24 protein-coding genes are annotated in these 22,867 nt (G+C 35.7%); 4 read left to right on the top strand and 20 right to left on the bottom strand.

Annotated elements, in window-relative coordinates:
• Positions 1-4: 4 nt before the first annotated feature.
• The 8 genes from EZ428_RS15900 to EZ428_RS15865 form a co-directional block, all read right to left on the bottom strand.
• Positions 5-484, bottom strand: a complete 480-nt coding sequence (locus EZ428_RS15900; protein WP_131554177.1) for a GyrI-like domain-containing protein — start codon at positions 482-484, stop codon at positions 5-7.
• Between the two features lie 4 nt (positions 485-488).
• Positions 489-2,207: a hypothetical protein gene (locus tag EZ428_RS15895; RefSeq protein WP_131554176.1), complete on the bottom strand. Its 1,719-nt coding sequence runs from the start codon at positions 2,205-2,207 to the stop codon at positions 489-491.
• Positions 2,208-2,295: 88 nt separating this feature from the next.
• Positions 2,296-2,811, bottom strand: coding sequence for a GNAT family N-acetyltransferase (locus EZ428_RS15890; protein WP_131554175.1), 516 nt, complete (start codon positions 2,809-2,811; stop codon positions 2,296-2,298).
• 1 nt (position 2,812) lies between these two features.
• Positions 2,813-3,238, bottom strand: a complete 426-nt coding sequence (locus EZ428_RS15885) for a DUF1801 domain-containing protein (RefSeq protein ID WP_131554174.1) — start codon at positions 3,236-3,238, stop codon at positions 2,813-2,815.
• Between the two features lie 30 nt (positions 3,239-3,268).
• Positions 3,269-4,102 (bottom strand): AraC family transcriptional regulator, encoded by an 834-nt coding sequence (locus tag EZ428_RS15880; protein WP_131554173.1) that lies wholly within the window; start codon positions 4,100-4,102, stop codon positions 3,269-3,271.
• Between the two features lie 30 nt (positions 4,103-4,132).
• A complete protein-coding gene (locus EZ428_RS15875; RefSeq protein WP_131554172.1) occupies positions 4,133-5,128 on the bottom strand; it encodes an SDR family NAD(P)-dependent oxidoreductase in 996 nt (331 codons plus the stop codon).
• A 119-nt stretch (positions 5,129-5,247) separates the two neighbouring features.
• Positions 5,248-5,562, bottom strand: coding sequence for a nuclear transport factor 2 family protein (locus EZ428_RS15870; protein ID WP_131554171.1), 315 nt, complete (start codon positions 5,560-5,562; stop codon positions 5,248-5,250).
• A 21-nt stretch (positions 5,563-5,583) separates the two neighbouring features.
• Positions 5,584-6,378 (bottom strand): SDR family oxidoreductase, encoded by a 795-nt coding sequence (locus EZ428_RS15865; RefSeq protein ID WP_131554170.1) that lies wholly within the window; start codon positions 6,376-6,378, stop codon positions 5,584-5,586.
• A 144-nt stretch (positions 6,379-6,522) separates the two neighbouring features.
• On the opposite strand from EZ428_RS15865, the gene EZ428_RS15860 reads away from it, so the two are divergent.
• Complete coding sequence (locus EZ428_RS15860) at positions 6,523-6,876, top strand: winged helix-turn-helix transcriptional regulator (RefSeq protein WP_131554169.1); 354 nt, start codon at positions 6,523-6,525, stop codon at positions 6,874-6,876.
• 21 nt (positions 6,877-6,897) lie between these two features.
• Here the strand turns inward: EZ428_RS15860 and EZ428_RS15855 are convergent, their stop codons facing one another.
• Positions 6,898-7,443, bottom strand: a complete 546-nt coding sequence (locus tag EZ428_RS15855; protein WP_131554168.1) for a GrpB family protein — start codon at positions 7,441-7,443, stop codon at positions 6,898-6,900.
• Between the two features lie 407 nt (positions 7,444-7,850).
• Here EZ428_RS15855 and EZ428_RS15850 point away from each other — a divergent pair, with 407 nt between their 5' ends.
• The gene (locus EZ428_RS15850; protein ID WP_131554167.1) at positions 7,851-8,489 is read left to right on the top strand and encodes a DUF6266 family protein; all 639 of its coding nucleotides are present in this window, start codon (positions 7,851-7,853) and stop codon (positions 8,487-8,489) included.
• Between the two features lie 212 nt (positions 8,490-8,701).
• Here EZ428_RS15850 and EZ428_RS15845 read toward each other — a convergent pair whose 3' ends face one another.
• The 4 genes from EZ428_RS15845 to EZ428_RS15830 all read right to left on the bottom strand — a co-directional run bounded on the left by EZ428_RS15845 (position 8,702) and on the right by EZ428_RS15830 (position 14,653).
• Positions 8,702-9,508 carry a hypothetical protein gene (locus EZ428_RS15845; protein ID WP_131554166.1) on the bottom strand — a complete coding sequence of 269 codons (807 nt, stop codon included), beginning with the start codon at positions 9,506-9,508 and terminating at the stop codon, positions 8,702-8,704.
• Between the two features lie 11 nt (positions 9,509-9,519).
• Positions 9,520-12,852: a TonB-dependent receptor gene (locus tag EZ428_RS15840; protein WP_131554165.1), complete on the bottom strand. Its 3,333-nt coding sequence runs from the start codon at positions 12,850-12,852 to the stop codon at positions 9,520-9,522.
• Between the two features lie 156 nt (positions 12,853-13,008).
• Entirely contained in the window at positions 13,009-13,977 is a 969-nt protein-coding gene (locus tag EZ428_RS15835) for a FecR family protein (protein ID WP_131554164.1), read from the bottom strand.
• Between the two features lie 58 nt (positions 13,978-14,035).
• Positions 14,036-14,653, bottom strand: coding sequence for a sigma-70 family RNA polymerase sigma factor (locus tag EZ428_RS15830; protein WP_131554163.1), 618 nt, complete (start codon positions 14,651-14,653; stop codon positions 14,036-14,038).
• Positions 14,654-14,866: 213 nt separating this feature from the next.
• Between EZ428_RS15830 and EZ428_RS15825 the strand changes: the two genes are divergently transcribed.
• A complete protein-coding gene (locus tag EZ428_RS15825; RefSeq protein WP_131554162.1) occupies positions 14,867-15,712 on the top strand; it encodes a metallophosphoesterase family protein in 846 nt (281 codons plus the stop codon).
• A gap of 348 nt (positions 15,713-16,060) precedes the next feature.
• Positions 16,061-17,416 carry an alkaline phosphatase family protein gene (locus tag EZ428_RS15820; RefSeq protein ID WP_131554161.1) on the top strand — a complete coding sequence of 452 codons (1,356 nt, stop codon included), beginning with the start codon at positions 16,061-16,063 and terminating at the stop codon, positions 17,414-17,416.
• A gap of 34 nt (positions 17,417-17,450) precedes the next feature.
• On the opposite strand, the gene EZ428_RS15815 is transcribed toward EZ428_RS15820, so the two are convergent.
• From EZ428_RS15815 to EZ428_RS15785, 7 genes are read right to left on the bottom strand one after another with little or no spacing between them, the layout of a single operon-like run.
• Complete coding sequence (locus tag EZ428_RS15815) at positions 17,451-18,140, bottom strand: lycopene cyclase domain-containing protein (protein ID WP_131554160.1); 690 nt, start codon at positions 18,138-18,140, stop codon at positions 17,451-17,453.
• Positions 18,137-18,607 carry a sterol desaturase family protein gene (locus EZ428_RS15810; protein ID WP_131554159.1) on the bottom strand — a complete coding sequence of 157 codons (471 nt, stop codon included), beginning with the start codon at positions 18,605-18,607 and terminating at the stop codon, positions 18,137-18,139. The genes EZ428_RS15815 and EZ428_RS15810 overlap by 4 nt, the downstream gene beginning before the upstream one ends.
• Complete coding sequence (gene idi, locus EZ428_RS15805) at positions 18,607-19,131, bottom strand: isopentenyl-diphosphate Delta-isomerase (RefSeq protein WP_131554158.1); 525 nt, start codon at positions 19,129-19,131, stop codon at positions 18,607-18,609. Before idi ends, EZ428_RS15810 begins: the two co-directional genes overlap by 1 nt.
• Entirely contained in the window at positions 19,116-19,631 is a 516-nt protein-coding gene (locus tag EZ428_RS15800) for a hypothetical protein (protein ID WP_131554157.1), read from the bottom strand. The genes idi and EZ428_RS15800 overlap by 16 nt, the downstream gene beginning before the upstream one ends.
• On the bottom strand, positions 19,628-20,464 hold the full coding sequence (locus EZ428_RS15795) for a phytoene/squalene synthase family protein (RefSeq protein ID WP_131554156.1): 837 nt from the start codon (positions 20,462-20,464) through the stop codon (positions 19,628-19,630). The genes EZ428_RS15800 and EZ428_RS15795 overlap by 4 nt, the downstream gene beginning before the upstream one ends.
• On the bottom strand, positions 20,461-21,960 hold the full coding sequence (locus EZ428_RS15790) for a phytoene desaturase family protein (protein WP_131554155.1): 1,500 nt from the start codon (positions 21,958-21,960) through the stop codon (positions 20,461-20,463). The genes EZ428_RS15795 and EZ428_RS15790 overlap by 4 nt, the downstream gene beginning before the upstream one ends.
• A 3-nt stretch (positions 21,961-21,963) precedes the next feature.
• Positions 21,964-22,848 (bottom strand): MerR family transcriptional regulator, encoded by an 885-nt coding sequence (locus EZ428_RS15785; protein ID WP_131554154.1) that lies wholly within the window; start codon positions 22,846-22,848, stop codon positions 21,964-21,966.
• Between the last annotated feature and the right edge of the window lie 19 nt (positions 22,849-22,867).

The raw sequence follows: 22,867 nt of genomic DNA, 5'->3' as shown, positions 1-22,867 counted from the left end.
GATGTTATAATTTCGTTTTTATGGGTATCCAAATTTCTTCTTCTGATGTGGGGTCGTTGTTTTTGTATTGCTCGCCTAAAACTTCAAAATGTGGTCGATTGTCTAAAATATAGTCCGAATTTGGCAACCAAGTCCCCAGAATATATTGAAAGATGGAGGGGTCAGTATTTAGGCCTTTATAGTCAAAAACTGCATAAAGTCCGCCTGGTATAATAAACGATTCCATTCCTATTGGGATATGCTCAAAGTCTGCCACTTCAATAGTAGCCCACCTTTCAAATGGATTGGATGGACTAAAATGTGTAAAATGATTTGCTTCGTAAACAACCAATGAAATTAAATCATTTGTGCAGTTGTTGGTTATTTCTTTTCGCCTAGGCAAGAAGCTTCGCCAAAGTTCAGCGATTTTATAGTCTGCAAAACTCATGGTTAGGCGCATTCCAACTAATTTCCTTTCGTTTAATGTTTCAATTCTTGGTGTCATTTACTTATTGTCTAACCTCACTTAAGTATTTGTATTTGCCATCTGCTTGCAGTAAAACGTATTTCTTCCAGAAATCCATATCATTTAAATTGTCTACAGAAAAATTCCAATCCGTAAGTCCGCTGATCTGGTCTACAACCTCACTTCCATATAAATCATCCGTTATCTTTTTTGGCTCAAAATAGGTCCATTCAAAAACATTATTTTGATTGGCTAGTATAACAAAATAATGGATAGTCTTTTTCCCATCTTTACTTGTAATTAAAGTTGGGTTAAGTACAATTGATTTATTTGTGGGATAGATTAAAGAATGTTCTGATATCTTTTGATATGCTTGTGGATTTTTGGCCTTTAGATCCTGGTAAAACTGAGCAAATAAAGCTGTTTTGCTCTTATCAAATATTGAATTTTCCTTTTCTAGTTCCTTTTTGAAATTATTTGCAACTATCTTATATAAACCGATATAGGGTCTGTTGTTAATTTCATCTGTTTTCCACATAGATGTTCCGTATTTTTCCCAGTCGGGATCTTTTCTAAGATCTGGCACCTTTTCAAATAGTTCAGTTTCCCAAAAGTCTGGATTAAATGCTGTTGAGTTTTCTTTAAAAAAGTTCCATTGTTGTAGATTATTAAAGAATTCTTGTTGTCCCTCATTTGAGCTATTGGCACTAAAATAAGTGACATTAGATTTCTCATGGTACCACTTATCCTTGTGCTTTACGCCTTTAACGATATATGCGTATGTTTTTGGAATATCATCTAAAAAACCCTTGTCTTTTATCCCTTTATCTGAAATGATCTTTACATTTTTATCCTTTTTACTGTCCTTTAAAGCTTTAAAGTCTTGCGTGGAAACTTGCTCTAAAAAGAAGGCTACAAATTTACTTTTATCCGCATTAAAAAGTGCCTGATATGCTATTTCAGTATTAACATTGCTATCTAATGAAGAAATGATGGCTTTTAAGTCTTGTTTATCGAAATATCGATTGAAATAATCTTTCATTAAAGCTTCAAATCTTTCTTCTTGTAATTGTCTTTCTCTTTTTAGTGTAGGGCTGTTTGATGCTATGGTATGAATAACTTCTGCAAGTGCTTGTGATAAGGCATTACTTAAAGTGCAATTAATTGTTTTGTCTTTACAAGTAAATTCAAAGCCAGGGTTGTTCCAGTCGCCGATGTATGCTTTTTCGAGGATAATTGAATTTGAAATGTTATCATAGAGCTGAATTTTAATTTTCGCATAATTTATCTTGTTCTCTTTATAAAGTTCAATTGACGCAAAATTTAAAACATATTGAAGTTTCTCAGCGTCTGCATAGGTTTTTAAATTGCCTAATGTGCCATTGCTTTTAGCATCTTTTAGCTTTATTAATAGATTAGGAAATTTCTCATAGAAACGATAGGTCAAAAAACTTTCAGCTATAATGCTTGCCTGCTTAAAAAAATCAATGTCTTTAGAAAACTCAATTTCACTCTTGCTTATAAGTTGTATGTTCTCAGGTTGCTTTTTAAAGTCAGGAGAATTAAGCGTTGCTTCTCGTTCTGAGAGGTTTATTTTTTTCTTAATTTCTTTATTATAATCTACGATCTCCTTTTCAAACGATGGCTCATATTTGGTAAGGTCTGGTGCAAGTATTAGGATTTGTGGCTCGTAAACTTTCTGTCCATAAGTGCTGGTTAAAGACAGGAGTAATACTAATAAGATCGTTAATTGTTTGTTCATTGAGTCGTATCTAGACTTATAATTTAGTAATGAATATTTACAGCGTTTTTCAAGCCTCAAATATCAAAATACTAAATGATTTCTTATTTTAAATTGTCAAATAGTATCCTATTAACTCTGGATTTGTCTCATCAGCTTTATCTGATTTCTTAAACGAAAGTTTATCCAGTAGTTGTACAGAACGCTGGTTATCTTTATGAAGGAAAGCTTCAATTTTTTGAACCTCAATAGTGTTAAATGCATAATCAATAACTTTTTTTGCAGCTTCCTGCATGATGCCTTGGCCTTGAAAATTTGTTAAAAGCTCATATCCAATTTCACAACTGCGATTTTGATCTGAAAAACCATAAAGACATATTGTGCCAATCAATCTATTATTGTTTCCTAAGGTTATTGCCCAATATAAGGCACCATTAGTAAGAATATTATTTATAAAGCTCTTAGCATCTTCAAGGCTGTCACTTCTTTTTCTGTCGAGGTATTTATTGATTTCACTGTCAGAACGCAAGGTGAAAATTTCTTGGTCATCACCAATTTCTAATTGCCTGAGGGTAAGTCTTTCAGTTTTTAAAATAGGGAAGGGTGTGAAATTTTTATTTAACATATTAAAGTGTTTGTGTAACCCCATATCGTATTGCTTCCTCGAGTACATCAAGGTTGATGTCTTTTAACTTCTTAAACTTAATGCAATAGCCGGTTAGGCTCGCTTTGCCTAATGCAGTACCATAGGTTTCGGCCAAGAATTTTTTATCCTCAATACCAAGGATATAAACAGAGATTCCTGTTGTATTTGCACTCAATCCAATTTGATAAAAGTCCCTGGTTTTACCATCAGCATATTTCATGGTTTGCAAACCATAACCTATATTAGGATTAGAAACAACTTTACCTTCACTGTTTTTACCATCTAAGAACCATAATTTACAATCAGGTAATGCCTTTAGGATGTGTTGATGCAACTCCTGCATTTCACTACTTTTTGGCTCTGGTTGACTTTCAATATATTCTTTGATTTGATTCGTTACGTTCATGTCATCTAAATTACGGATTGCTTTAATTTATTACACTAAACCATTGTTAATGATAGACTTTTTTTCCATCAGTTCAGTCGGCGAGTATCCAAATTGTTTTTTAAATGCATAAGAAAAGTGTGATAAATTCTCAAAACCAATTTCATAATAAACCTCAATTGGTTTTTTGTTCTTTTCGTAAAGCTGATAATGTGCTAATTCTAACCTTTTTTTGGTTAACCAACGTTGGGGTGTAAGTTTAAAAATTCTATAAAAATCTCTTTTATAGGTTGTCAGGCTTCGACCAGTTAAATAGCCAAATTTTTCCAATGGCATATTAAACATAAAATTCTTTTCCATAAAAGCCGCCAAATCAATCTTGCCAGGCTCCTCAAAGTTGGCTAAAACAGTGTCTATATCTTTATCAATAGTTTTAAGAATAGCAATTGCTTCTGTAATTTTTAAGGATGCGATGTGCTCTGGGAAATTTTCCTGCATTTCAAAATAAGGAATTAGCGAAGCCAAACAACTTGCTAATAAAGGATGCTGATGAAAACTGAAAATTTTAGGAAGAACGACTTTTTGCCTTGCATTTTCATGGCCATAAAAATCCCTCAATCTTTTGGTTGTTAAGTGCATGGCGACTGCCTTGTGTGGCAATCCATCTTTTGGTATATTGATAATGGTTGCCAATTGATTTCTCGGAATTAAAAAAGTACTCCCCGCTCCAAATACAAAACTTTCATCTGCCTGAATAATTTTTGTTTCTCCCGTAATTAACCACACCAGCAAATGGTCATCAAAAGCGGCTTCCGTTTTAAACAACTTACCAGTATAACTAGAAAGTTTAATTTCGGGGTTGATGTAATTTACCTGATAATCCATATTGCTCGTGTGGTAGAAAGTTACGAAATATCAATTAAAGTCGAATGTTATTCCTGTCATCTCTTCACTTAATTTCCATAATCGTTTGGCATTGGTTTCATCTAAAGAATAAGATTTAATGCCACCTATAAGGGCTGCATTAGCACTTAAAACGGCTATATCAACATTTTCACAATAAACCCCTCCAATACGGTTTAGTATTGGGCTTGTTGCCGCCCAAACCGTTGTGGCTGCTCCCTGTGGAATTGTTTTTAAGGATGCTTTAACTTCGGGTAATATATTTCCTTCTGCATCGCTGTAGCCTAATTTTTGAAACAAATCAATTGGCGCTTCTCTCCCAAGTTCAGTATCACCAACCGCACCAGGGCATAACGAATAGCTTCGCACTTGATGTGCTTTTGCACAGTTGTCAAACTCCAATGAAAAAAGGTTGACTGCTGTTTTTGACTGTCCATATCCCAGTAAGGTTTCATATTCCCGATGTAGGAAATTAGGATCTTCAAAATTAAAATCTGAAAATTGATGTCCGCCAGAAGATACGTTCACTACTCTTGCACCATTTGCCTGTTTTAAGGCTGGCCATAACCTAGCCGTTAGCTGATACAAGGCCAAATAATTAGTCGCCAGTTGCGATTCATAACCTCGATGATCTCTACGTAAGGGCACCCACATGATACCTGCATTGTTAATGAGCAGAGGCAATGGTCTGCCTGAAGCCAAAAAATTTTCAGCAAAAGTGTCAATAGAGTTAGGGTTCATTAAATCCATTTGTTCTATTTCTACACGTCTAATACCATCCAAGTTTCTTTTTGCTTTTTCAATGTCCCTTGCAGGTACAATCACTGTTGCGCCAGCGGCTGAAAGTGTTTTTACGGTTTCTAAACCTATCCCTGTATTTCCGCCAGTTACAATGGCAATTTTTCCATTAAGGTCAATCCCTTTGATAACTTCACTAGCTGTAGATTTAGCATTAAATCCTGAACCTATAGGTTGTTGTAATGCACCTTGATAATTATGCTGTTCCATTTTTTTAAATTTTAATTGTTTGATGGAACAAAAGTAAAGGGTATAGTTATAAACGACTTTGTTTAAACGTCCGAATGTACTTTGTTTAAACGGTCAGGGGTTTAGGGATGTTTTAGGGGTTAAACAATTTTGAGTGATTTAATTAGTCCGTCCTCAAATTCATAATGATAAGTCATTGTAATTGGACTTCCAGGAAACGTTCCTGAAACTTCAGTTTTCAAGGTGTTTTCGATTTCTGAATATTCAAGCGGTTTCATCGTTGCTTGATATTCCTTATTTGCCTTTTCTATCCAAATTTCTATTTCTTTTCTTCCATTGTGCGTTTTTCCTTCGTCGAAAACTACGGCTGTCTCGGTAAAACACTGAGCATAGGTTGCGCTGTCAAAATTGTTTTGTGAGTTTATTAGTTCTGAGACTACATTTGGTAAATTCATTTTGTTGATTTTTAATGATTATTAAATAGTTGGTATTGTTCCGCCATCAATTACAAATGCTGTTCCTGTCAAATAATTAGCCCTTGGCGAAACAAGAAAGCCAACTAACTCTGCTACTTCTTCTGGCTCGGCAGGTCTTCCAAAAGGTATTCCACCCAAGGCATTCATAACACTTTGTTGAGCCTCCTCTACGCTACTCTTTGCGTTTCTTGCAATCTCACCAAGCCAAGCTTTAGATGCAGTCGTATTTATCCATCCTGGCGAAACCGTGAGCACACGAACACCCTGTGGTGTTACTTCATTTGATAAGCTTTTACTGTAATTTATCAATGCTGCTTTTGAAGCTGCATAAGGCAATGTAGAATCGTATAATGGTAGTTTGCCTTGGATAGAGGCGATATGAATAATAACCCCACTTTTTTGTTCAATCATTTGTGGTAAAAATCCTCTGTCCAGTCGTACGGGAGCAAGCAAATTAGCTTGCAGGGTTGATTCCCAATCTTCATCCGTTAATAAAGCAAAACCACCGGCAGGAGTTATTGAAGAACCTAGATTATTAATTAGAATATCTAACCTTCCATATTTTTCTAAAACTTCAGTTACTACTTTTTGTGCTCCTTCTGCCTTGCTTAAATCGGAAGGGATGAAATGCAAGTAGCTGTTTTCTTTTTCTGGTGCGTTTCGTGCAGTAATAATAACTGTAGCACCTGCTTTTAGTAAGCGCTCTGCGATAGCTTTTCCTGTGCCTTTTGTACCTCCTGTTACCAAGGCTATTTTACCCGATAGTTCATTGTTAAAATTAAATTCTTGTTCCATTTTTCTAATTGTTTTTGTTAGCGTTTAATTAACATTACAAAATTGAGGTGTATCATCAGTTTATACAATAAGGGAAAATCGAATTGCATAGGGATAATTTTTTCCCCTATTGTAGAGCTTGGAACATTGGGCTAACTTTAACCTATGAATGATAGAAAGATACCCTTGAATTTGAATTGTGGGCTAGACTTGATTGGCGAAGTGCTTTATGGAAAATGGAAAATCCGTTTGTTGTGGTTCATTAATGAAGGACATCAACGCCCAAGCGAATTACATCGTAAAATTCCAGATGCCTCACGCAGGGTGTTAACTATCCAATTAAAAGAGCTGGAAGAACACGAATTGGTCATGAAGAAAATCTATCCTGTTGTTCCGCCAAAAGTTGAATATAGTTTAACTGATTTCGGCAAAACCCTGGTTCCTGTCATTTCAGCTTTAGGAAATTGGGGTGATGAAAATGAAAAACGTTTGAGGAGTGTGATTTTGAAAAAGGGGTAAGTGGAATAAATTTGTTATTAATTAATTATTTCTTAAACCCATTGTTGTGCGTTCTTTTTCAATAATTGAATCAATAAATTCATTAACATTTAGTTCCTTCAATTCTGCATATCTCTTTCTATCCTGATTCGCTTTTTCGGCCAATTCATATTTCATTTGTTGATATGCCGATCTAGCCCAGTCATTTTTTCTTAAAAAATCCCGAGATAAAATATGTCTTTCTAATGCCTTGCTTCCAACAGGGCAAACATAGAGGTGATGCTTTATGGTATCTAAAGTTTCATTTGTACATTTTCCATTCCTTTTAAAAACATCACGTTCTTCAATTCCTTGATTTCCATGATGGTCATATCCGATGGCTGCTAATCCTGCTTTTATTTTATGCCAATCTGCTTCATCGGCATAAATAATATCTATATCGATTATTGGTTTGGAATCTAAATTTGGCACAGCTGTACTTCCAACGTGTTCAATACTATATACAAATCCATGTAGCCCATTGTCGATTACACCTCTTATGTCATTAAAATCCTTGATCCAATTTGATGTGTATTTTTTTATTAGCATTCTGTTTTCTAAAATGATCTACAGCACCTAAATATATACAATAGCTTGCATAAATAAGATATCGATAAGCTAAATTAAAATCACCCGGCTATCCTGAAATCTGATTCCTAAAATGAGCAAATTTTTCATCTACACTTTTACTGTATTTGGATAGGTCCTCCATATTTTTCTCATTTTTTCTCCAATTCTCTATTAACCTTTAGTTAATAGAGGTTCGTAAAGAAGTCGTAAAAGCGTGCTAGTTAAAACGGACTTTAGACGGACTTGGTTCGGACTTTGTTCGGACTTGTGACAAACATATCCGACCAAACCCCGTTTTAACCCCGAGTTAAATTTGTAGAAATAGATACAACATTACGATTCTTTACATAACTTGGTATCAATCATCCCATAATCTTAAAAAAATTATGGCAACATTTAGAAACGGAATCAACGGTGGTTTCACAGGAAAAGTAGGTAGCGTAGTTGGCTATCCACTCAATGGACAATGGGTAATGAGAGGGTTACCTAAGAAGAGTGTAAAAAACAAAAAAGGCACAGCCGATCAAAAGGCGTGCAGGTCTGGTTTTAACAAGATGCAGGATTTTCTCCGACCCTTAATTCCCTTCGTAAGGGTAGGGTACAATCTAGAATCTAAGCTGAGGATGATGACTGCACACAATGCAGCCAAATCTTACAACATGCTTTATGCACAGGAGGCAAATGGAGACATTGATTGCTCCAAAGTCTGTTTAACTTATGGCAGTTTAATTGGTGTAGAAAACCCAACAGTATTAACGGACGATGTGGGTTTTCATTTCAGTTGGACAAATAATGCAGGCAATGTATGGCCTAGGGCAACAGACCAAGTGATGGTCATGGCCTATAATGTAAAAGATCAGCGAATTTATGGCAAACTGAGTGGTGCGAGAAGACGTGATTGCATGGAAACCATTGAAATCGATTCATCTGAAAAAGGTAATGAATTTCACATTTGGATTTCTTTTATCTCAGATGATCGACAGAAAATTGCGATGAGTAGCTATGTAGGTTGTGTAATTGTTTAAAACACAGTCTTGATTCGGTCTTTTATACCAACAAATTACCACATTTTTTTGATGCATACTTTGGAGCTAACTGGGGTTTTCTTCTTGGAAATGGAATTTGTTGTTTAGCTAATCAGATGAGAGTTCATAAATAGCATCAATTAATTCCGCTGCAAATTGGGATTAATTGATGCTATTATGTTTTGTAGTAAGCTAGGGGTTCTTCATAATTATTAATATTGAACTAAATCATTAACCTCAAAATAATAGGCCTTGAGTGAGTTTATTTTTCCCAATATATGCATACTTTGTGTTTTTCCTTGAGATGTCCATTGATCTGGGATTTCCATCTGTATTGAGCTGTCAAAAGCATTATCATTAATTACGTACTTTTTTGTTTTAGAATTTTTGAGTGTAATAACGGGATAAAAATCGGTGCCAGCTTGCGTGGGATTGGGTGTTGGTGGCGGTGTGAGCGTATAGTACGGCGTCCATTTGCCTGGTTTTAAATCCGCTGCAATCGGAAAGCTTGTAACGTTAACAATCACCAATTGATTATTTGCATCAATATAATACTCCAATACATCTGTAGCAATATCTACCGCTTCTAATCCCTTCGGAGCATCAAGATAGAAGTTAACTAAATAGTCTTTTCCTTGTGCAGTAGGATATTCATATTTATTAGAAAACTTTGAACCATCATAAAAAAACTTGGGTACTACATTATCAGCATCTTTAATGCTAAATTTTTGTTCATACACTAATTCTTTTGTGCGTTTGTTTTTAAATTGCATCAATATTTCATCATTTGTAAAAGCAAGTTCTGGTCTTACAGTTCCAAGCATAGCTTTGCCATAATAATCGCGGATCTTTTTCCCGTCAAAATATTGTTCAAGCGTATCGCCAACTACATATCCCCTCAACTCAAAAGGTTTAAGGGCTTTTACATTTTTCACTACAATTTCGCCATCTTTTTCGCAACTGGCCAATAGTAATAGCGAACAGAGAACCAATAGGTAATGTATTTTATATATTTTCATGATTTGTATAATTAAAGGTTATAGGTAAGAGATAAGCTAAATGTGGTGCCCAAGTAACGGGTAGAACTTTGCCTGTCGCCAACTCGCCTATTGGTTAATGGATCTACATAACCTTCTTCAAATTTTTCAGTGAAGCCAAATTTATATTTATACCTGTCTTGCCATTCTTCACCTACACCATCAGGTATAATGTCAAAAGTGCTTCCATCGTTAATGAAATGCCTGAAAGGAGCATTCAGTAGGTTACTCATGTTCAGTCTCGATTCCATTTTTCCTTTTAGGAATTTATAGCTGATCTGTGCATCAAACTGGGAACGTGGTCTTTCATATTCCACCAAATTTGGTTGACTGGCTGTAATAAAAGTTTTATAGCCTGCATGATTATAGGTTATGTTAAGTCCCAGTTTTTTGCCCACATATTGCAATCCTGCATTGTAAAGCAAGGGCACCTGGCCGTAAAGTGCACGAGGATGTTTGATATAGGTATAATATAAAGAATCTGTGTTATCTGCCAATACCTTAACTTGCAGTTCTCTTGCCCTCACTGTAGATTTTTGGAGCGTTAGGTTGCCACTCAAAAATACATTGCCCAAGAAAGGAACTTTATCAGCAAGAAAACCAAGGCTTTTACGCAGCTCAAATTCCCATCCTTTTACTTTTGCCCAATCAGAATTAGTAATATTGATATAACCTACTCCATTATTTTCCCTGTCTAAACGGTAAAATTCTGCTGGCTTGTCTAAATATTTATAGAAATAGCCTACTGATAATAACTCTCCAGCTCCTGGAAACAATTCTATCTTGGCATCATAATTATCTATAATGGTACTCGATACACCACTACTTTTTACTTGTGAACCATAATCAGGATCGAAACGAGAGAATCTAGAATTTTCCATCATACCTGGCCTTACTGCCGATTTAGCATAAGAGGCTCTTATATTTAACTCTTTAACAGGGCTATAGGTGATATTGGCAGATGGCATGACACGCCAGTCTTTTTCTTCTGCAAATATCAATCTGTTATTTTTATCTCTTAATAAACTGGCAGCGTTTACTACTGTATCCAACTTGTAATAATCTGCTCTTAAACCATAAACTATTCTCAGGTTAGAAAAAAACTTATGGTCCATCATTACGAAACCACCTTTATTGGCACTTTCAGCCTCAAATTTATTTAAGGAATAATTAGCTGGAAAATAGAATAGGTTACTTCCTGGTCCACTCATATCCATGTAATTTCCCCATTGTTGGATTGGAATTTGGGCTATTGGTACGGTTGACTTGGATCCGATACTGATCGGTAATATTCCCCAATTAAATTCGGCGTGTTTCTTTAAGTAGTTTACACCAGTTTTAAATGTATGTGAGGTGCTGCCAATTCTAAAATCATAAGATACATTAAGAATTGCATCAAAATTTTGTTCTCTAAAAGTATATTGATCCCGATGTACAGCGCCAAAACCTGGATCTGAATAACTATTTGGTACATAATAAGAAAATGGAGCCATGTTGCCAATTTCGCGAGTATTAATCGATGCTGATACGGCATCTTTTTCTATCGACTTCAAAACGGTTCTTGCTGCACTCCATTCTATTTTTATTTTTCCAATTTTATGCGTGCTACTCAATTTGTTTTGCAACAGGTCGGTAAATTTAGGGCGATCATCTTCTGCTGTACCTGGAAATTTCATGTCGCCATCGTTTTTAGGGTTTTCATGGCTCCAACCTGTGATCCTGCTAAACCTATTATCAAAAATACGAGTGTACAGATTATAGGTATTGATTTGATGGCTTGGCGTTTTAAAACCACCATTTACAAGTAAGGCCATCGTAGTGTTAAAACCATATATATTTCCAGTATTTATATCGGTCGGGTCATCGCCCCTGACTGGTTGTTGGCTCCAATCTCCTCTACGCATGCTAGCAATTTCATCGTTAGATTGGGTATTACGGTAGCTTGCCGATGCTACAAATCCAATTCTTTTTCTACTTGTACTGTCTAGCGCATAAGATCTGCCCAAGCTCACCTGGTAGTTTTGAGAAGGCATGGCTTTAAAAATTCTGGTGCCCAATCTTTCTGTGCCACCAATTCTTTTATTCTGCTCGCCAACTTGAGCGGCCTTTATTTTGTTTTGTGCATCTGATAACCTAGGGTCAAATCCACCAAGATTAAATATTCCTTCAGGAAAATGATCCCTTTCGCCGTCATCAAAACCAAAATAATCATACTTTCCTCTGCCATAACCCATAAAATCTTTTCCAGTTGTGAGTGAGTTAAACGAAGTTCCTGCACTAAAGGACAGAAAATTCTCGTTAGGTACCGATTTAGTAGTAATCTGTATCAATCCTCCTGCAAAGCCATAAGGCATATCTGCTGTCATAGATTTGGCGACCACTATATTCTCTACCAAATTTGTAGGGATCAGGTTAAATTCAAAATCTCGTTGCTGCACACTAGTACTAGGCAATGTACTTCCGTTTAAAAGTGAAACGTTATAGCGTTCGGCAATACCACGGACCACAACTCTTCTGTTATCGGTTGTACTTACCCCAGTAATGCGTTTTAAGGTTTCACCGACATGTTTGTCTGGAGTAGCACTGATTTGCTCGGCAGAAATTCCATCTGACAGGTAAGCTGTATTTTGCTGCAGTTTATATAGGCTCGCAATAGATGCCTTTTTGTAATCAGAGGTGATAACAATCTCTTTTAGTCCATTTGAAGCAGTTTTTAACGAGATATTTAATGGCGTATTTCGATTTTCTGTAACAGCTACCTCTGTAACGCGCTGGGTTTGAAAAGAGATATAGCTATATTCTAGGGTATATATGCCAGGTTGGAGGTTAATGACATAGCTCCCATCGGTATTGCTCTGAGCCACCTGCCCAGTTTCTATGATCTTGATGGATGCGCCTGGCAAAGGCTCACCTCTATCGTCTGTTACTTTTCCAGATATACGGCCTGGTTTTGGAGGTATTGGTAGCTCACTAACGGCGATAAGTTCGTCAAACTGTGTGAATTTAAGACGTTTAACTATTGCTAGTTCCTTTAGTATGTCAGATAATAACATGTCTTTTGCCTGGAATGATACAATGGACTGATCGCCAATTTTTTTGGCAAAAGAAAAGGCGAAGCCAGTTTGCTGCTCTATTTTTTCAAATAGCTTGGCTATAGTGGTATTTTTGGCTGCAAAGGTTATTTTAACTTTGTTTAAATCTTGAGATTTTGCCTCAGCGCCCAACAGCACTCCTGTTAAGGTAATGGATAGTATAGTTACCAGAAAGGTAAATCTCGTCATCGCAAAAAGCAGTTTAATTACATTAATTTTTGTAGAATTGTGCATGGTTTTTTTAAATGGTTTATTGTCTTGAAAAATGATGGATCAGAAAAACTTGTATTTGAGCGGAAGTGTTCCACCACTTTCGCTCTTTTTTATTCTGATAGGAATGGACGATTGTTTTACATAGGCTTGTTCCTCCTTTTCTTCATTTAATTGTGCTTACCAAAGTGTAATTTGGTCGCCTTCAATTTTGTAACGGAAATTACCAGAAAGACTTAAAGCCTTCATTAGCGTTGCTAGTTGCTGGTTATTTGTTCTTAGGCTGATTTGTCTCTTGAGTAAAGAATCATTTTTGAATACGAATTTTACGCTGTAGTAGCGTTGTAATTGTTTGGTAATTTGTTCAAGCGTTTCATTTTTAAACACTAGTTTCCCTACATCCCAGGAGTTGATGTCTGAGATTGCCAATTTAGAGTTGCTAAATTTTTGATTCAGACGGTGATAAGAAAGTCGATCTCCTGGAAGTAATAATTGTGCAGCAGTTTGTTTGTTGCTTTTATCCATTACTCCAACTTTCCCTGTTGCTACTGCAACTGATATTTGCTCATCCTCTGGGTAGGCAGTTACGTTAAAGGAAGTACCCAATACCTGTATGTTCAGCTTGTCAGTAAAAACCTTGAAAGGTTTTTTGGAATCATGTACGACTTCAAAAAATGCTTCTCCAGTTAAATGAACTTCTCTAGTTTTTTCACTAAAGCGAGCGGGATATTTTAACCTACTCTGGTTGTTCAAAGTAATTTTTGAACCATCGGGTAAGGTAATGACCTTCATTTCACCAATTTGCGTAACTGTTTGCTGGAAGGTATTTAGGAGTGGTAACTCCTTTTCATGATGATTGGCGTAATAAATGGTTCCAAAAGCAACTGCGATGAAGAGACTTGCAGCTATCGATTTTAACCAAACTGGGAAACGTACAACTTTTACTTTGGGTATTTCGGTAGGGAAGAAGAGGTTTTTAAGTTCGCTTCTTGAAAGTGTTGCCTTGGCCTGTAATTCTATTGGCGTTAGCTGCTCTCCCATTAGCTCTAGTTGGATGAGCCAGCGTGCGATCATCGTTTTTTCTTCTTCATTTACCAAGCCCTGCTGATATTTTTGAAAAAGTACTATAAGTTGATTTCTTTCCTGCATACAATAGTAATAAGCAGTACTTAGCTAAAAGGCCCAGAAACTAATCGTTAAGTTTGTGTTATCTAATTGTTAACCAAATTAAAATAATAAGTTCCAAAGCAGAGATAGAAGGATCGGAGGTAGCCTGCCTAATACGGTTAAGTGCAATGTTAATTTGATTCTTAACTGTTTTTGGAGAGATATTGAGCTGTTGGGCAATCTCTAAAATAGAATATTGATTGCTGCGGCTCAGCAGAAAAACTTTCCTCATTTTATCGGGCATTTCTGCAATGGTTCGGTTAATTACTTCCATTACAACTTCGTATTGAAGGTCCATTTCCCGCATTTCCTGCTGGTCCATATAAGGAGCGATAGCGTGTTGCTGTTGTAAAAAATCGGTAAAATTGCGGAAATGTTTTTCTTTGAATCCTTTAGTTCTAAAATAACCGGAAAGCTTAAACCAGAGCCTATTTTTGAGATAGTTCTGCAATGGATTGTTAATTGAAAATGTTCTTCGTTTTTCCCAAAGTTCAATAAACATATCCTGCATCAAATCATAAGCGTCATCTTGGTCCCCAATCTTTTTAGCAGCTAGGGTAAACAAAGATTTATAATAACGGCGATGCAATTCTTCAAAAGCAGTATAATCATCAGTCCTGATCAGCTGCAGAAGTTCCTGTTCGCCTAAGTGTTCCATTTGCTTGGTATTTAACCTGGGCAAAGATAATGTTGGAGATATTAATAGAATGTTAAGAAATGAGGCTCACATCAGCCTTATAGCTATGAAAGTATAAGACACACGGATAGAAATAATTTTTATTTTGGATATTAGTCTTAATCTATAAATAACATAGATTTGATGTCAAGTTTTTATGTATAGGCTAATATTGAAATTGATTTATTAAAGGTTATGTCTGATAGAAGATTTTTTATTAAAGGAAGCTTAGCAGGATTAGCGATGGCCTGTTTTGCACCAGCCATTAAAGCAGTTGCGAGCGTAGGTACTACTACGGCCCAGCAATTTAATCCCGTTAAGAAACTACGCTTTGCCATTGCTTCAGATGGACATTACGGTCAGCCAGGGACTGATTTTAAAAAGGATCATGAGAATTTTGTACAATGGGTAAATGAAACTCACGCAGAGGAACCAATTGATTTTTTAATCTTTAATGGAGATTTGGTGCACGATGCGCCAGCATTGTTGCCCGAACTGAAAAAACAATACCATGATCGATTAAAGATGCCTGTGTATGCTGTGCCAGGTAATCACGATCATGCAGATGCTGCCATTTGGAAAGCCGCGTTTGGTTATGAAGACAATTATAGTTTCCAAAAAAATGGAGTGGGTTTTGTATTAGCCAACACATCTGATACAAAAGGTACTTACCGTTGTCCGGATAATGCATTCCTGAAAAAAGAACTAGACAAATTTAGTTCATTAAAAACGGTGTTTGTGATTTTGCATATCCCACCTCACTTTTGGGTGCCAGAAAGTCCGTTTGTTGAATGTAAGGACACGGTGAGTTTGCTGCATGGTTATTCTAATGTGAAGGCAGTTTTCCATGGCCATGATCATAGTCTTGATTCGGTATTTTATACTAACAAATTACCACACTTTTTTGATGCGCATATTGGCGGTAACTGGGGCACCAATTATAAGGGTTTCAGAATGGTAGAGATAACTGAAGATGATAAAATAAACACTTTTCAGGTTAACGCCAGTAAAACACCAACGCTGAATCAGACCAAGTTATAATTTAAATTCGAAAACGAATGGTAGTGGTTTTTGGCAAGTTGGTACTGCTTTTAACTCCAAGCTCAATAAAGAATTGAGACTTTCCGTTTCTCCCGATAACTATCGGGACAGGTTTAAATAACAAAGGCAGTATTCCATAGCTGGTTTTCCTGCACAGTTCACAAAAAAAATAAACCGCAAAGAACAAAGAGCAAGAAGAAATTATTTGCCAAGCTTTGCGCCCTTGGCGTCCTTTGCGTTTAAAATCCTTTTCAGCATTATGAACCTTTGATCAGGTTAACATTTTCTTAATGTTTATAAAACCTTAAGGGCATTTTAGGCCGATACTTTCGTGGTAAAATAATAAACATGAAAAAAATATTTGCCCTTATCCTTTTATGCTGGTATTCGATAAACCAAGCAAGTGCCCAAGAAAATCACGTAGTGCTCATTAGTATTGATGGGTTACGACCTGAATTTTATTTAGATCCACAATGGGGGATGGTTAACATCCGTCAGGCTATGCAAACGGGTTCATACGCAGAGGGTGTAAGAGGAAGTTTTCCCACTGTAACTTATCCTTCCCATACTACCATGGTAAGCGGTGTGTTGCCAGCCAAACACGGTATTTATTACAATACACCTGTTGAGCCTTTAGGTATTTCGGGTAAGTGGTTTTGGTATTACAAGGATATTAAAGTGCCAACCATTTGGACAGCTGCAAAAGAAGCAGGTTTAACCACAGCAGGAGTAAGCTGGCCCGTAACTGTTGGCGCACCTATTGATTATAATTTACCAGAATATGTGATTTTACCAAAGGATAAAGGCGAGAAAAAAGATGAGATTAAAGCAATGCTACAAGAATCTAACCCTAAAGCGCTTTTTCAAGAAGTACAAGATTATGCAATAGGCAAATTCGCCGAATATGGAGCAACGTTGGATTATTATACCAGCGATCAGAATAAAGCTAGAATGGCAGCTTACATTTTGAAACGTTATAAGCCAGCCTTTTTGGCTATACACATTGCCCTTGTAGATCATTTTGAACACGAGCAAGGTAGAGACGGTGATAAAGTGAGGTCTTCAGTAGCAGGTGCAGATGTTGCCGTAAAAACCATTATGGATGCAGTAGAAGCGGCAGGATATGGTAAAAATACCACCTTTATCATTACAGGCGATCATGGTTTTGTAGATATCCATACTCAATTTAAGCCAAACGTGTTGTTAGCCAAATTGGGTTTATATGATGATGCAAATAAAGAAGGATGGAAAGCTTATTTCCAACAAAGTGGTGGCTCTTCTTTTTTACACCTTAAAGACCCAAAAGATAAAGCGAGTTTAGAGAAAATAAAACAAGCGCTTGAGCAACTTCCAGAAGGTTTTAAAAGAATGTTTCATGTGTTAGATAAGGAAGCCTTAACAAAGGCTCAAGGTGATCCTACAGCTTTTTTGGCGTTGGCGGCAAATCAAGGATTTAGTTTTGGCGCCGCGGCAACTGGTGACATGATTGCGCCAGCAAGTGGAGGGACACATGGTTATCTGCCAACAGATTTTAAAGAAATACAAACAGGTTTTGTTGCTTTTGGTAAAGGGATTAAACAAGGCACTGTTTTACCTTTAATGGGTCAGGAAGACATTGCACCATTAATTGCCAAGTTATTGAATCTAAATCTTCAAACAGACGGGATTTTATATCCAGGCTTGCTCGCACCGGCAAAGAAATAATTAAGCATAAAAAGCAACCGCCTCTGGTTGCTTTTTATGCTTTTAGTTTATTCTCCATGCCCAAGTAAATTATCAAATTCAGTAAAATTAAATCCATCCCATAAAAAACATCTTCTATAGGAATGGTTAAAATTCTAATGCCAATAATCTCTGTATTATTATACCAAACCACTGGCGCTGCCAAGCCAGTTCCTGTTAAAAGTCCATTTACAATTAAAAATGGAATTAATAAAATGAGATAAACGAAATAAAACTTACTTAACCAATTTACCCTTAAAATATATTTAGCGATAGCTATTAAGGCAAAAAAACCAAAGGCAGTCACTGCTGTATATATTTTATCTAAGAAAATAAAACCAACAGATAACCCCAATATCATAAACAAAATAGAAAGGATATTTTCTAATTTTTGGTTAATATTAAGATCTAATAATAGATTGAGGCAGTGATATGTAAATACGCAGGAATAGGGGATGCAAAGAAAAAACAGGATTTCTTCGATGGGTAAATTGCCAATTTTTATCCCTATGGTATAAGTAGGGTTGAAGCCCCAAACCCCCAAGTAAGTAAAATAAATATCCCAAGCTATAAAAACTAAGCCAGTTAAAATAACTGCTGGGAAGAAAGATTTCCAGGTTCGGTGGAACTTTAATTTAGGATGAAATGAAAATATAAACGGAATGATAATGGTGAAAAAATCAATCAATAAATAAGTGTATTTCATGCCGCTTTAGTTTTTTTGCTTTCCATAAAATATTTAAACGGCACCCAAAGCATTCCAAAACACTCTCCATGTTGTTTATTGAGATGTTTATGGTGCATTTTATGTGCTCGTCTAATCGCCTTAAAATACCAATTGTCTGTATTTCTAAATATTTTAAAACGCTGATGAATAAATATATCATGGACCAAAAAATAGCAAATGCCATATAAGGTAATACCTATTCCAACGTGTAACGCAATTGGATAATTATAAAAATTACCTAATGCTAGACAAACAATCCCTGGAATGGCAAAAATCAAGAAAAAGAAATCATTACGTTCTAAAAAATCGTCATGATCTTTTTGATGATGGTCTCTATGCAAAAACCAAAATATGCCGTGCATAATGTATTTGTGCGTTAGCCAAGCAACTCCTTCCATCGCCAAGAAAGTGCCTATTACAATTCCTATGTTACCCAATGTTTCCATTACTTATATATTTGAGGATAGAACTCTATAACCTTATTAAAGCAAATCTTTAACCATTCTGTGTATGAATCTGGTTTGTGCGATAGGTCTTGTGCCAGGTCTTCTATAGCTAAATATTTATAATCTGATACTTCTTCCGTATTAATTTCGGGCAAATCATCACTGATTCCAAAATAAACATGATCAAACTCATGTTCTAAAATTCCTTCATTTACGCTGGCTTTGTAAATGAAATTAAAACCATAAGATAGCTCACAGCTCATTCCCATTTCTTCTTTAAGCCTTCTATGTGCTGCCGCTAAGTTGCTTTCTCCCAATCTGGGATGACTACAACAAGTATTTGTCCATTTACCACCTGAATGATATTTGCCAAAAGCTCTTTGTTGCAATAATAACTGACCTTTACTATTAAATATGAAAATAGAAAAGGCACGATGAAGCTCGCCTTCAATATGTGCTTGCATTTTAGGCATAAGTCCAATTTCATTGTCGTACTTGTCGACAAGTATTACGTTTTCTGCCAATTTCTTATTCTTTTGATTTCATCACTTGTACAATATTTTGAGGTTAACAAATAGTTAACGACATTTTGCTTCAAATTTTCATCATCAATTTTATTTATTGAATTGATGAGCATTTCCTTATCTGTTTTGATAGATTCGTTATAGCCCAAAAAGAAAGGAAGATTTGTTTGTATGGAAAATCTTATAAATCTAATCTCAATTTGTTTTGGGTCTTTAACTATTGCTTTTTCTATTGCCGACTTACCTTTACTGAACTTGCTAAATTTGGTAATGGGGCTAAACGCATATTTTGCTTCCATCATTTGTGCCGCACCTTTGTAACAAATCAATAAAGCCTTAGATTGATCATTCACTTTTGATAGCGTACTTGTTAGTTTTACAGCTGCAGCTTTGCTCTCGGCGGCTTCATAATAAAGTTTTCGCAAAGTTACTATTTCTATCTCCTCCAAATTCATTCTGCTTGTAGTAATCGTTAATAAAGCAACTAGCAACAATTTCATAATACGTTTATTTTGTAACGAATCAACGAATCGCACATTAATCCGAATTTATGTCCATTAGAAATTCTAATTCTTTTGTTCATTACCTTTTCTGCGGATGTTCTTTTGATCTTCTTGAACAGTTCTAAATAATAAATATAGGCTAAGTAAACACCACTCTTGGCAGATTTTGGCAACAGTTTAATGCCCTGGAGCGCTGCCTTGAATTCTCTTTCTATATCTTCTTCAATTTGTTTTTTCTCTACATTGTTAAATTGTGATAAGTTAACATTTGGAAAATAAGTTCTATTTAACAAATTATAATCTGCATTGATGTCTCTCAAAAAATTAACCTTCTGAAATGCAGAACCTAACATCATTGCAGAATCCTTTAGTTTCTCGTAATCTTGTGTGTTTTTATCTGTAAAAACTCTTAAACACATAAGGCCAACCACTTGTGCAGACCCTAAAATATATTCGTCGTATTTGTCTGACGAATAGGTTTGATAGTTTAAATCCATTTCCATACTCTGCAAAAATAGGTCAATTAGTTCCCTATCAATTTCATATTCATTAACCACTTGCTGAAATGAGTTTAAGATTGGATTTAAACTAATACCTTGTTCTATTGCCTCATAACAATCATTCTTGAATTTTTTAAGGAGGAAATCCTTGTCATAATCATGGAAACTATCTACAATTTCATCAGCCAAGCGAACAAAACCGTAAATAGCATAAATAGGTTGCCTTAGCTTTTTATTGAGGAAATAGATTCCCAATGAAAAACTTGTACTGTAACGAAGGGTAGTTAGCTTACTGCATTCGGCAGATAAATTGTCAAAAATGGCTTTCATAAGTTATCGATGTAGTTTCTGAGTTGTAAGGCAGCCACTTTTCCAGAGATGATAGAAGGAGGAACTCCTGGCCCGGGGACGGTAAGCTGTCCAGCATAAAATAAATTATTGAGCTTTTTATTTTTAATAGATGGTTTAAGGTTTGCGGTTTGCATTAAAGTATTGGCTAGGCCATATGCATTGCCTTTGTAAGAATTATAATCATTAACAAAATCTTTTATGCAGTAGCTTTTTTTGTAGTCTATATGAGGTCTGATAGCTTCTGAAGTATGTTTTTCTAACCTCTCCATGATCATTTCAAAGTACTGTTCCCTTAACTCTTCCGTATCTTTTAAACCGGTAGCTAGGGGCATCAGTACAAAAATATTTTCGTGACCTTTAGGGGCAACATCATCATCAGTTTTTGAGGTACAGCAAACGTAAAATAGTGGTTTGCTAGGCCATTGCGGCTCGTGGTAAATTTCATTTGCATGAACTTTTAAGTCTTCATCAAAAAACAAGTTATGGTGCTCGAGCTTATTAATTTTTTTGGTTACCCCCAAATAGAAAATCAAGCTAGATGGAGCTAACAATCTTTTATTCCAATATTTTTCATCGTAGTTCCTGTAATCATTGCCTAATAAAACATTTTCTACATGATGATAATCTGCTGCGGCCAAAATAGCATCATAATCTTTTGCCTTTTTATTAGCTAGTACAACCTGTGAAACTTTTTTATTGGTGACATTGATTTTCAAAACTGGTTCATTGGTGTAAAAGTTAACGCCTTGTTTTTCTGCCACTTTTTTCATCGCGTTAATTATTGCTGAGAAGCCACCTTTAGGATACCAAGTTCCCAGCTTTAATCCTGCGTAATTCATTAAGCTATATAAAGCAGGGGTGTTTTCGGCAGTTGCGCCTAAAAACAAAATAGGAAACTCCATTAGGGCAATCAGCTTTGGATGTTTAAAATATTTTTTAACGTGTTGGCTAAAAGATTGAAAAAGTTGAAGTTTAAATACGCCTGTTATAATGTCTAGGTCAATAAATTCTGTGAATGAGAGGCCAGGCTTGTAAACCAATTTTTTCATTCCCACATTGTATTTATATTCAGCTTCTTTCATAAAAGCTGCCAGTTGTTTTGCACTTCCTTTTTCTATCGATTCGAAAAGTTCATCCAATGCAATTGGGTCATCTGGAATATTGACAACATCATTTTCTCCAAATACAATTGAAAACCCAGGATCTAGCTTAGTTAATTCGAAAAAATCACTTGGCTGATAGCCAAATTCATTAAAGAACTTATCAAACACATCTGGCATCCAGTACCAACTAGGTCCCATATCAAAAACGTAACCATTGTCTGTTTTTAGCTGCCTAGCTCTACCACCAATTGTATCATTTTTTTCATACACATCAACTAAATAACCAGCCTTTGCAAGGTGTGCAGCTGCGCTAAGACCGGCGAAACCAGATCCTATAACTGCTACTTTTGGTTGTGTATTTTGTTTAGGCATGGTTTAATTAAGTAATAGATTTCTAAACTCATCAATAGACTTAAAATGGCTAATTCGTTTACTTAAAGAAAGACCATTGATTAATTTTTCATTTCCTGCTAGGTGAATTTTTGCATCACCAAAATGATTTTCTATTTCTGCTAAATAGTTTGTAGCATCTGCAATTGTTCTTTGGCGAACCATAAATAATAATAAATGTTCAGCCTTAAAATTTTTCATCGCATCTTCCAAGGATTCAAGAGGAACTCGATCACCTAGGTAAAGAACCTTAAATCCGTTTGCACGCAATAGATAACTAGCAAAAAGCAGCGGGATATCGTGTGCTTCATCTTCAGGTAGAAATAGCAACCATGATGATTTTGTTTGGGTTTTTAAAGGAATGTTATCAATTGCAGTCATTAATTTTTGGCGAATGATACCAGAAATAAAATGTTCTTGAGCAGGGCAGATGTTGTCCCTTCTCCACATTAAACCTAATCTTTGTAATAATGGGTAAATGATTTGCTGGTAAGAATCTTCTACACCGTGTGCTGTAATGGCTTGAGTTATTAAAGTACCAAATGCAGTTTCATTATAGGCTATACCAAATTTTAAGAGTTGGCTAATGTAAAACTCATATTGGATGTTATCATTGATGGTATTAGCTATGTCTTTTTTTAAGAAATCATCAACTTCTATGGGTGATAGGGCACAGGCTTCTGATATTTTTAATCCAGCTTGATTTAAACTAGAGATATCAAGTAATCTTTTCAGATCGGCATCACTATATGATCTAGTGTTACCGATAGAACGAGATGGGGTTAAAGCGTTATACCTACGCTCCCAAATTCGAATAGTATGAATAGGAATTCCTGAAAGCCGCTCTAAATTAGATATTGATAGTTTCATTTGTCTAGATATTTACGAT

The organism is Pedobacter frigiditerrae, from assembly GCF_004331645.1.
Classification (GTDB): Bacteria; Bacteroidota; Bacteroidia; order Sphingobacteriales; family Sphingobacteriaceae; genus Pedobacter; species Pedobacter frigiditerrae.
The sequence above is the reverse complement of the archived record's forward strand: the minus strand, read 5'-3'. Positions and strand labels throughout refer to the sequence as shown.

Bases quoted from the DNA above. Each gene is read 5' to 3' on its own strand.
- EZ428_RS15785 (WP_131554154.1), bottom strand. From the start codon at position 22,848: ATGAAACTATCAATATCTAATTTAGAGCGGCTTTCAGGAATTCCTATT.
- EZ428_RS15795 (WP_131554156.1), bottom strand. From the start codon at position 20,464: ATGAAAGCCATTTTTGACAATTTATCTGCCGAATGCAGTAAGCTAACT.
- EZ428_RS15810 (WP_131554159.1), bottom strand. From the start codon at position 18,607: ATGGAAACATTGGGTAACATAGGAATTGTAATAGGCACTTTCTTGGCG.
- EZ428_RS15865 (WP_131554170.1), bottom strand. From the start codon at position 6,378: ATGGAACAAGAATTTAATTTTAACAATGAACTATCGGGTAAAATAGCC.
- EZ428_RS15815 (WP_131554160.1), bottom strand. From the start codon at position 18,140: ATGAAATACACTTATTTATTGATTGATTTTTTCACCATTATCATTCCG.
- EZ428_RS15870 (WP_131554171.1), bottom strand. From the start codon at position 5,562: ATGAATTTACCAAATGTAGTCTCAGAACTAATAAACTCACAAAACAAT.
- EZ428_RS15890 (WP_131554175.1), bottom strand. From the start codon at position 2,811: ATGTTAAATAAAAATTTCACACCCTTCCCTATTTTAAAAACTGAAAGA.
- EZ428_RS15860 (WP_131554169.1), top strand. From the start codon at position 6,523: ATGAATGATAGAAAGATACCCTTGAATTTGAATTGTGGGCTAGACTTG.
- EZ428_RS15885 (WP_131554174.1), bottom strand. From the start codon at position 3,238: ATGAACGTAACGAATCAAATCAAAGAATATATTGAAAGTCAACCAGAG.
- EZ428_RS15850 (WP_131554167.1), top strand. From the start codon at position 7,851: ATGGCAACATTTAGAAACGGAATCAACGGTGGTTTCACAGGAAAAGTA.
- EZ428_RS15840 (WP_131554165.1), bottom strand. From the start codon at position 12,852: ATGCACAATTCTACAAAAATTAATGTAATTAAACTGCTTTTTGCGATG.
- EZ428_RS15875 (WP_131554172.1), bottom strand. From the start codon at position 5,128: ATGGAACAGCATAATTATCAAGGTGCATTACAACAACCTATAGGTTCA.
- EZ428_RS15800 (WP_131554157.1), bottom strand. From the start codon at position 19,631: ATGAAATTGTTGCTAGTTGCTTTATTAACGATTACTACAAGCAGAATG.
- EZ428_RS15900 (WP_131554177.1), bottom strand. From the start codon at position 484: ATGACACCAAGAATTGAAACATTAAACGAAAGGAAATTAGTTGGAATG.
- EZ428_RS15895 (WP_131554176.1), bottom strand. From the start codon at position 2,207: ATGAACAAACAATTAACGATCTTATTAGTATTACTCCTGTCTTTAACC.
- EZ428_RS15830 (WP_131554163.1), bottom strand. From the start codon at position 14,653: ATGGAACACTTAGGCGAACAGGAACTTCTGCAGCTGATCAGGACTGAT.
- EZ428_RS15845 (WP_131554166.1), bottom strand. From the start codon at position 9,508: ATGAAAATATATAAAATACATTACCTATTGGTTCTCTGTTCGCTATTA.
- EZ428_RS15825 (WP_131554162.1), top strand. From the start codon at position 14,867: ATGTCTGATAGAAGATTTTTTATTAAAGGAAGCTTAGCAGGATTAGCG.
- EZ428_RS15790 (WP_131554155.1), bottom strand. From the start codon at position 21,960: ATGCCTAAACAAAATACACAACCAAAAGTAGCAGTTATAGGATCTGGT.
- EZ428_RS15835 (WP_131554164.1), bottom strand. From the start codon at position 13,977: ATGCAGGAAAGAAATCAACTTATAGTACTTTTTCAAAAATATCAGCAG.
- EZ428_RS15820 (WP_131554161.1), top strand. From the start codon at position 16,061: ATGAAAAAAATATTTGCCCTTATCCTTTTATGCTGGTATTCGATAAAC.
- EZ428_RS15855 (WP_131554168.1), bottom strand. From the start codon at position 7,443: ATGCTAATAAAAAAATACACATCAAATTGGATCAAGGATTTTAATGAC.
- EZ428_RS15880 (WP_131554173.1), bottom strand. From the start codon at position 4,102: ATGGATTATCAGGTAAATTACATCAACCCCGAAATTAAACTTTCTAGT.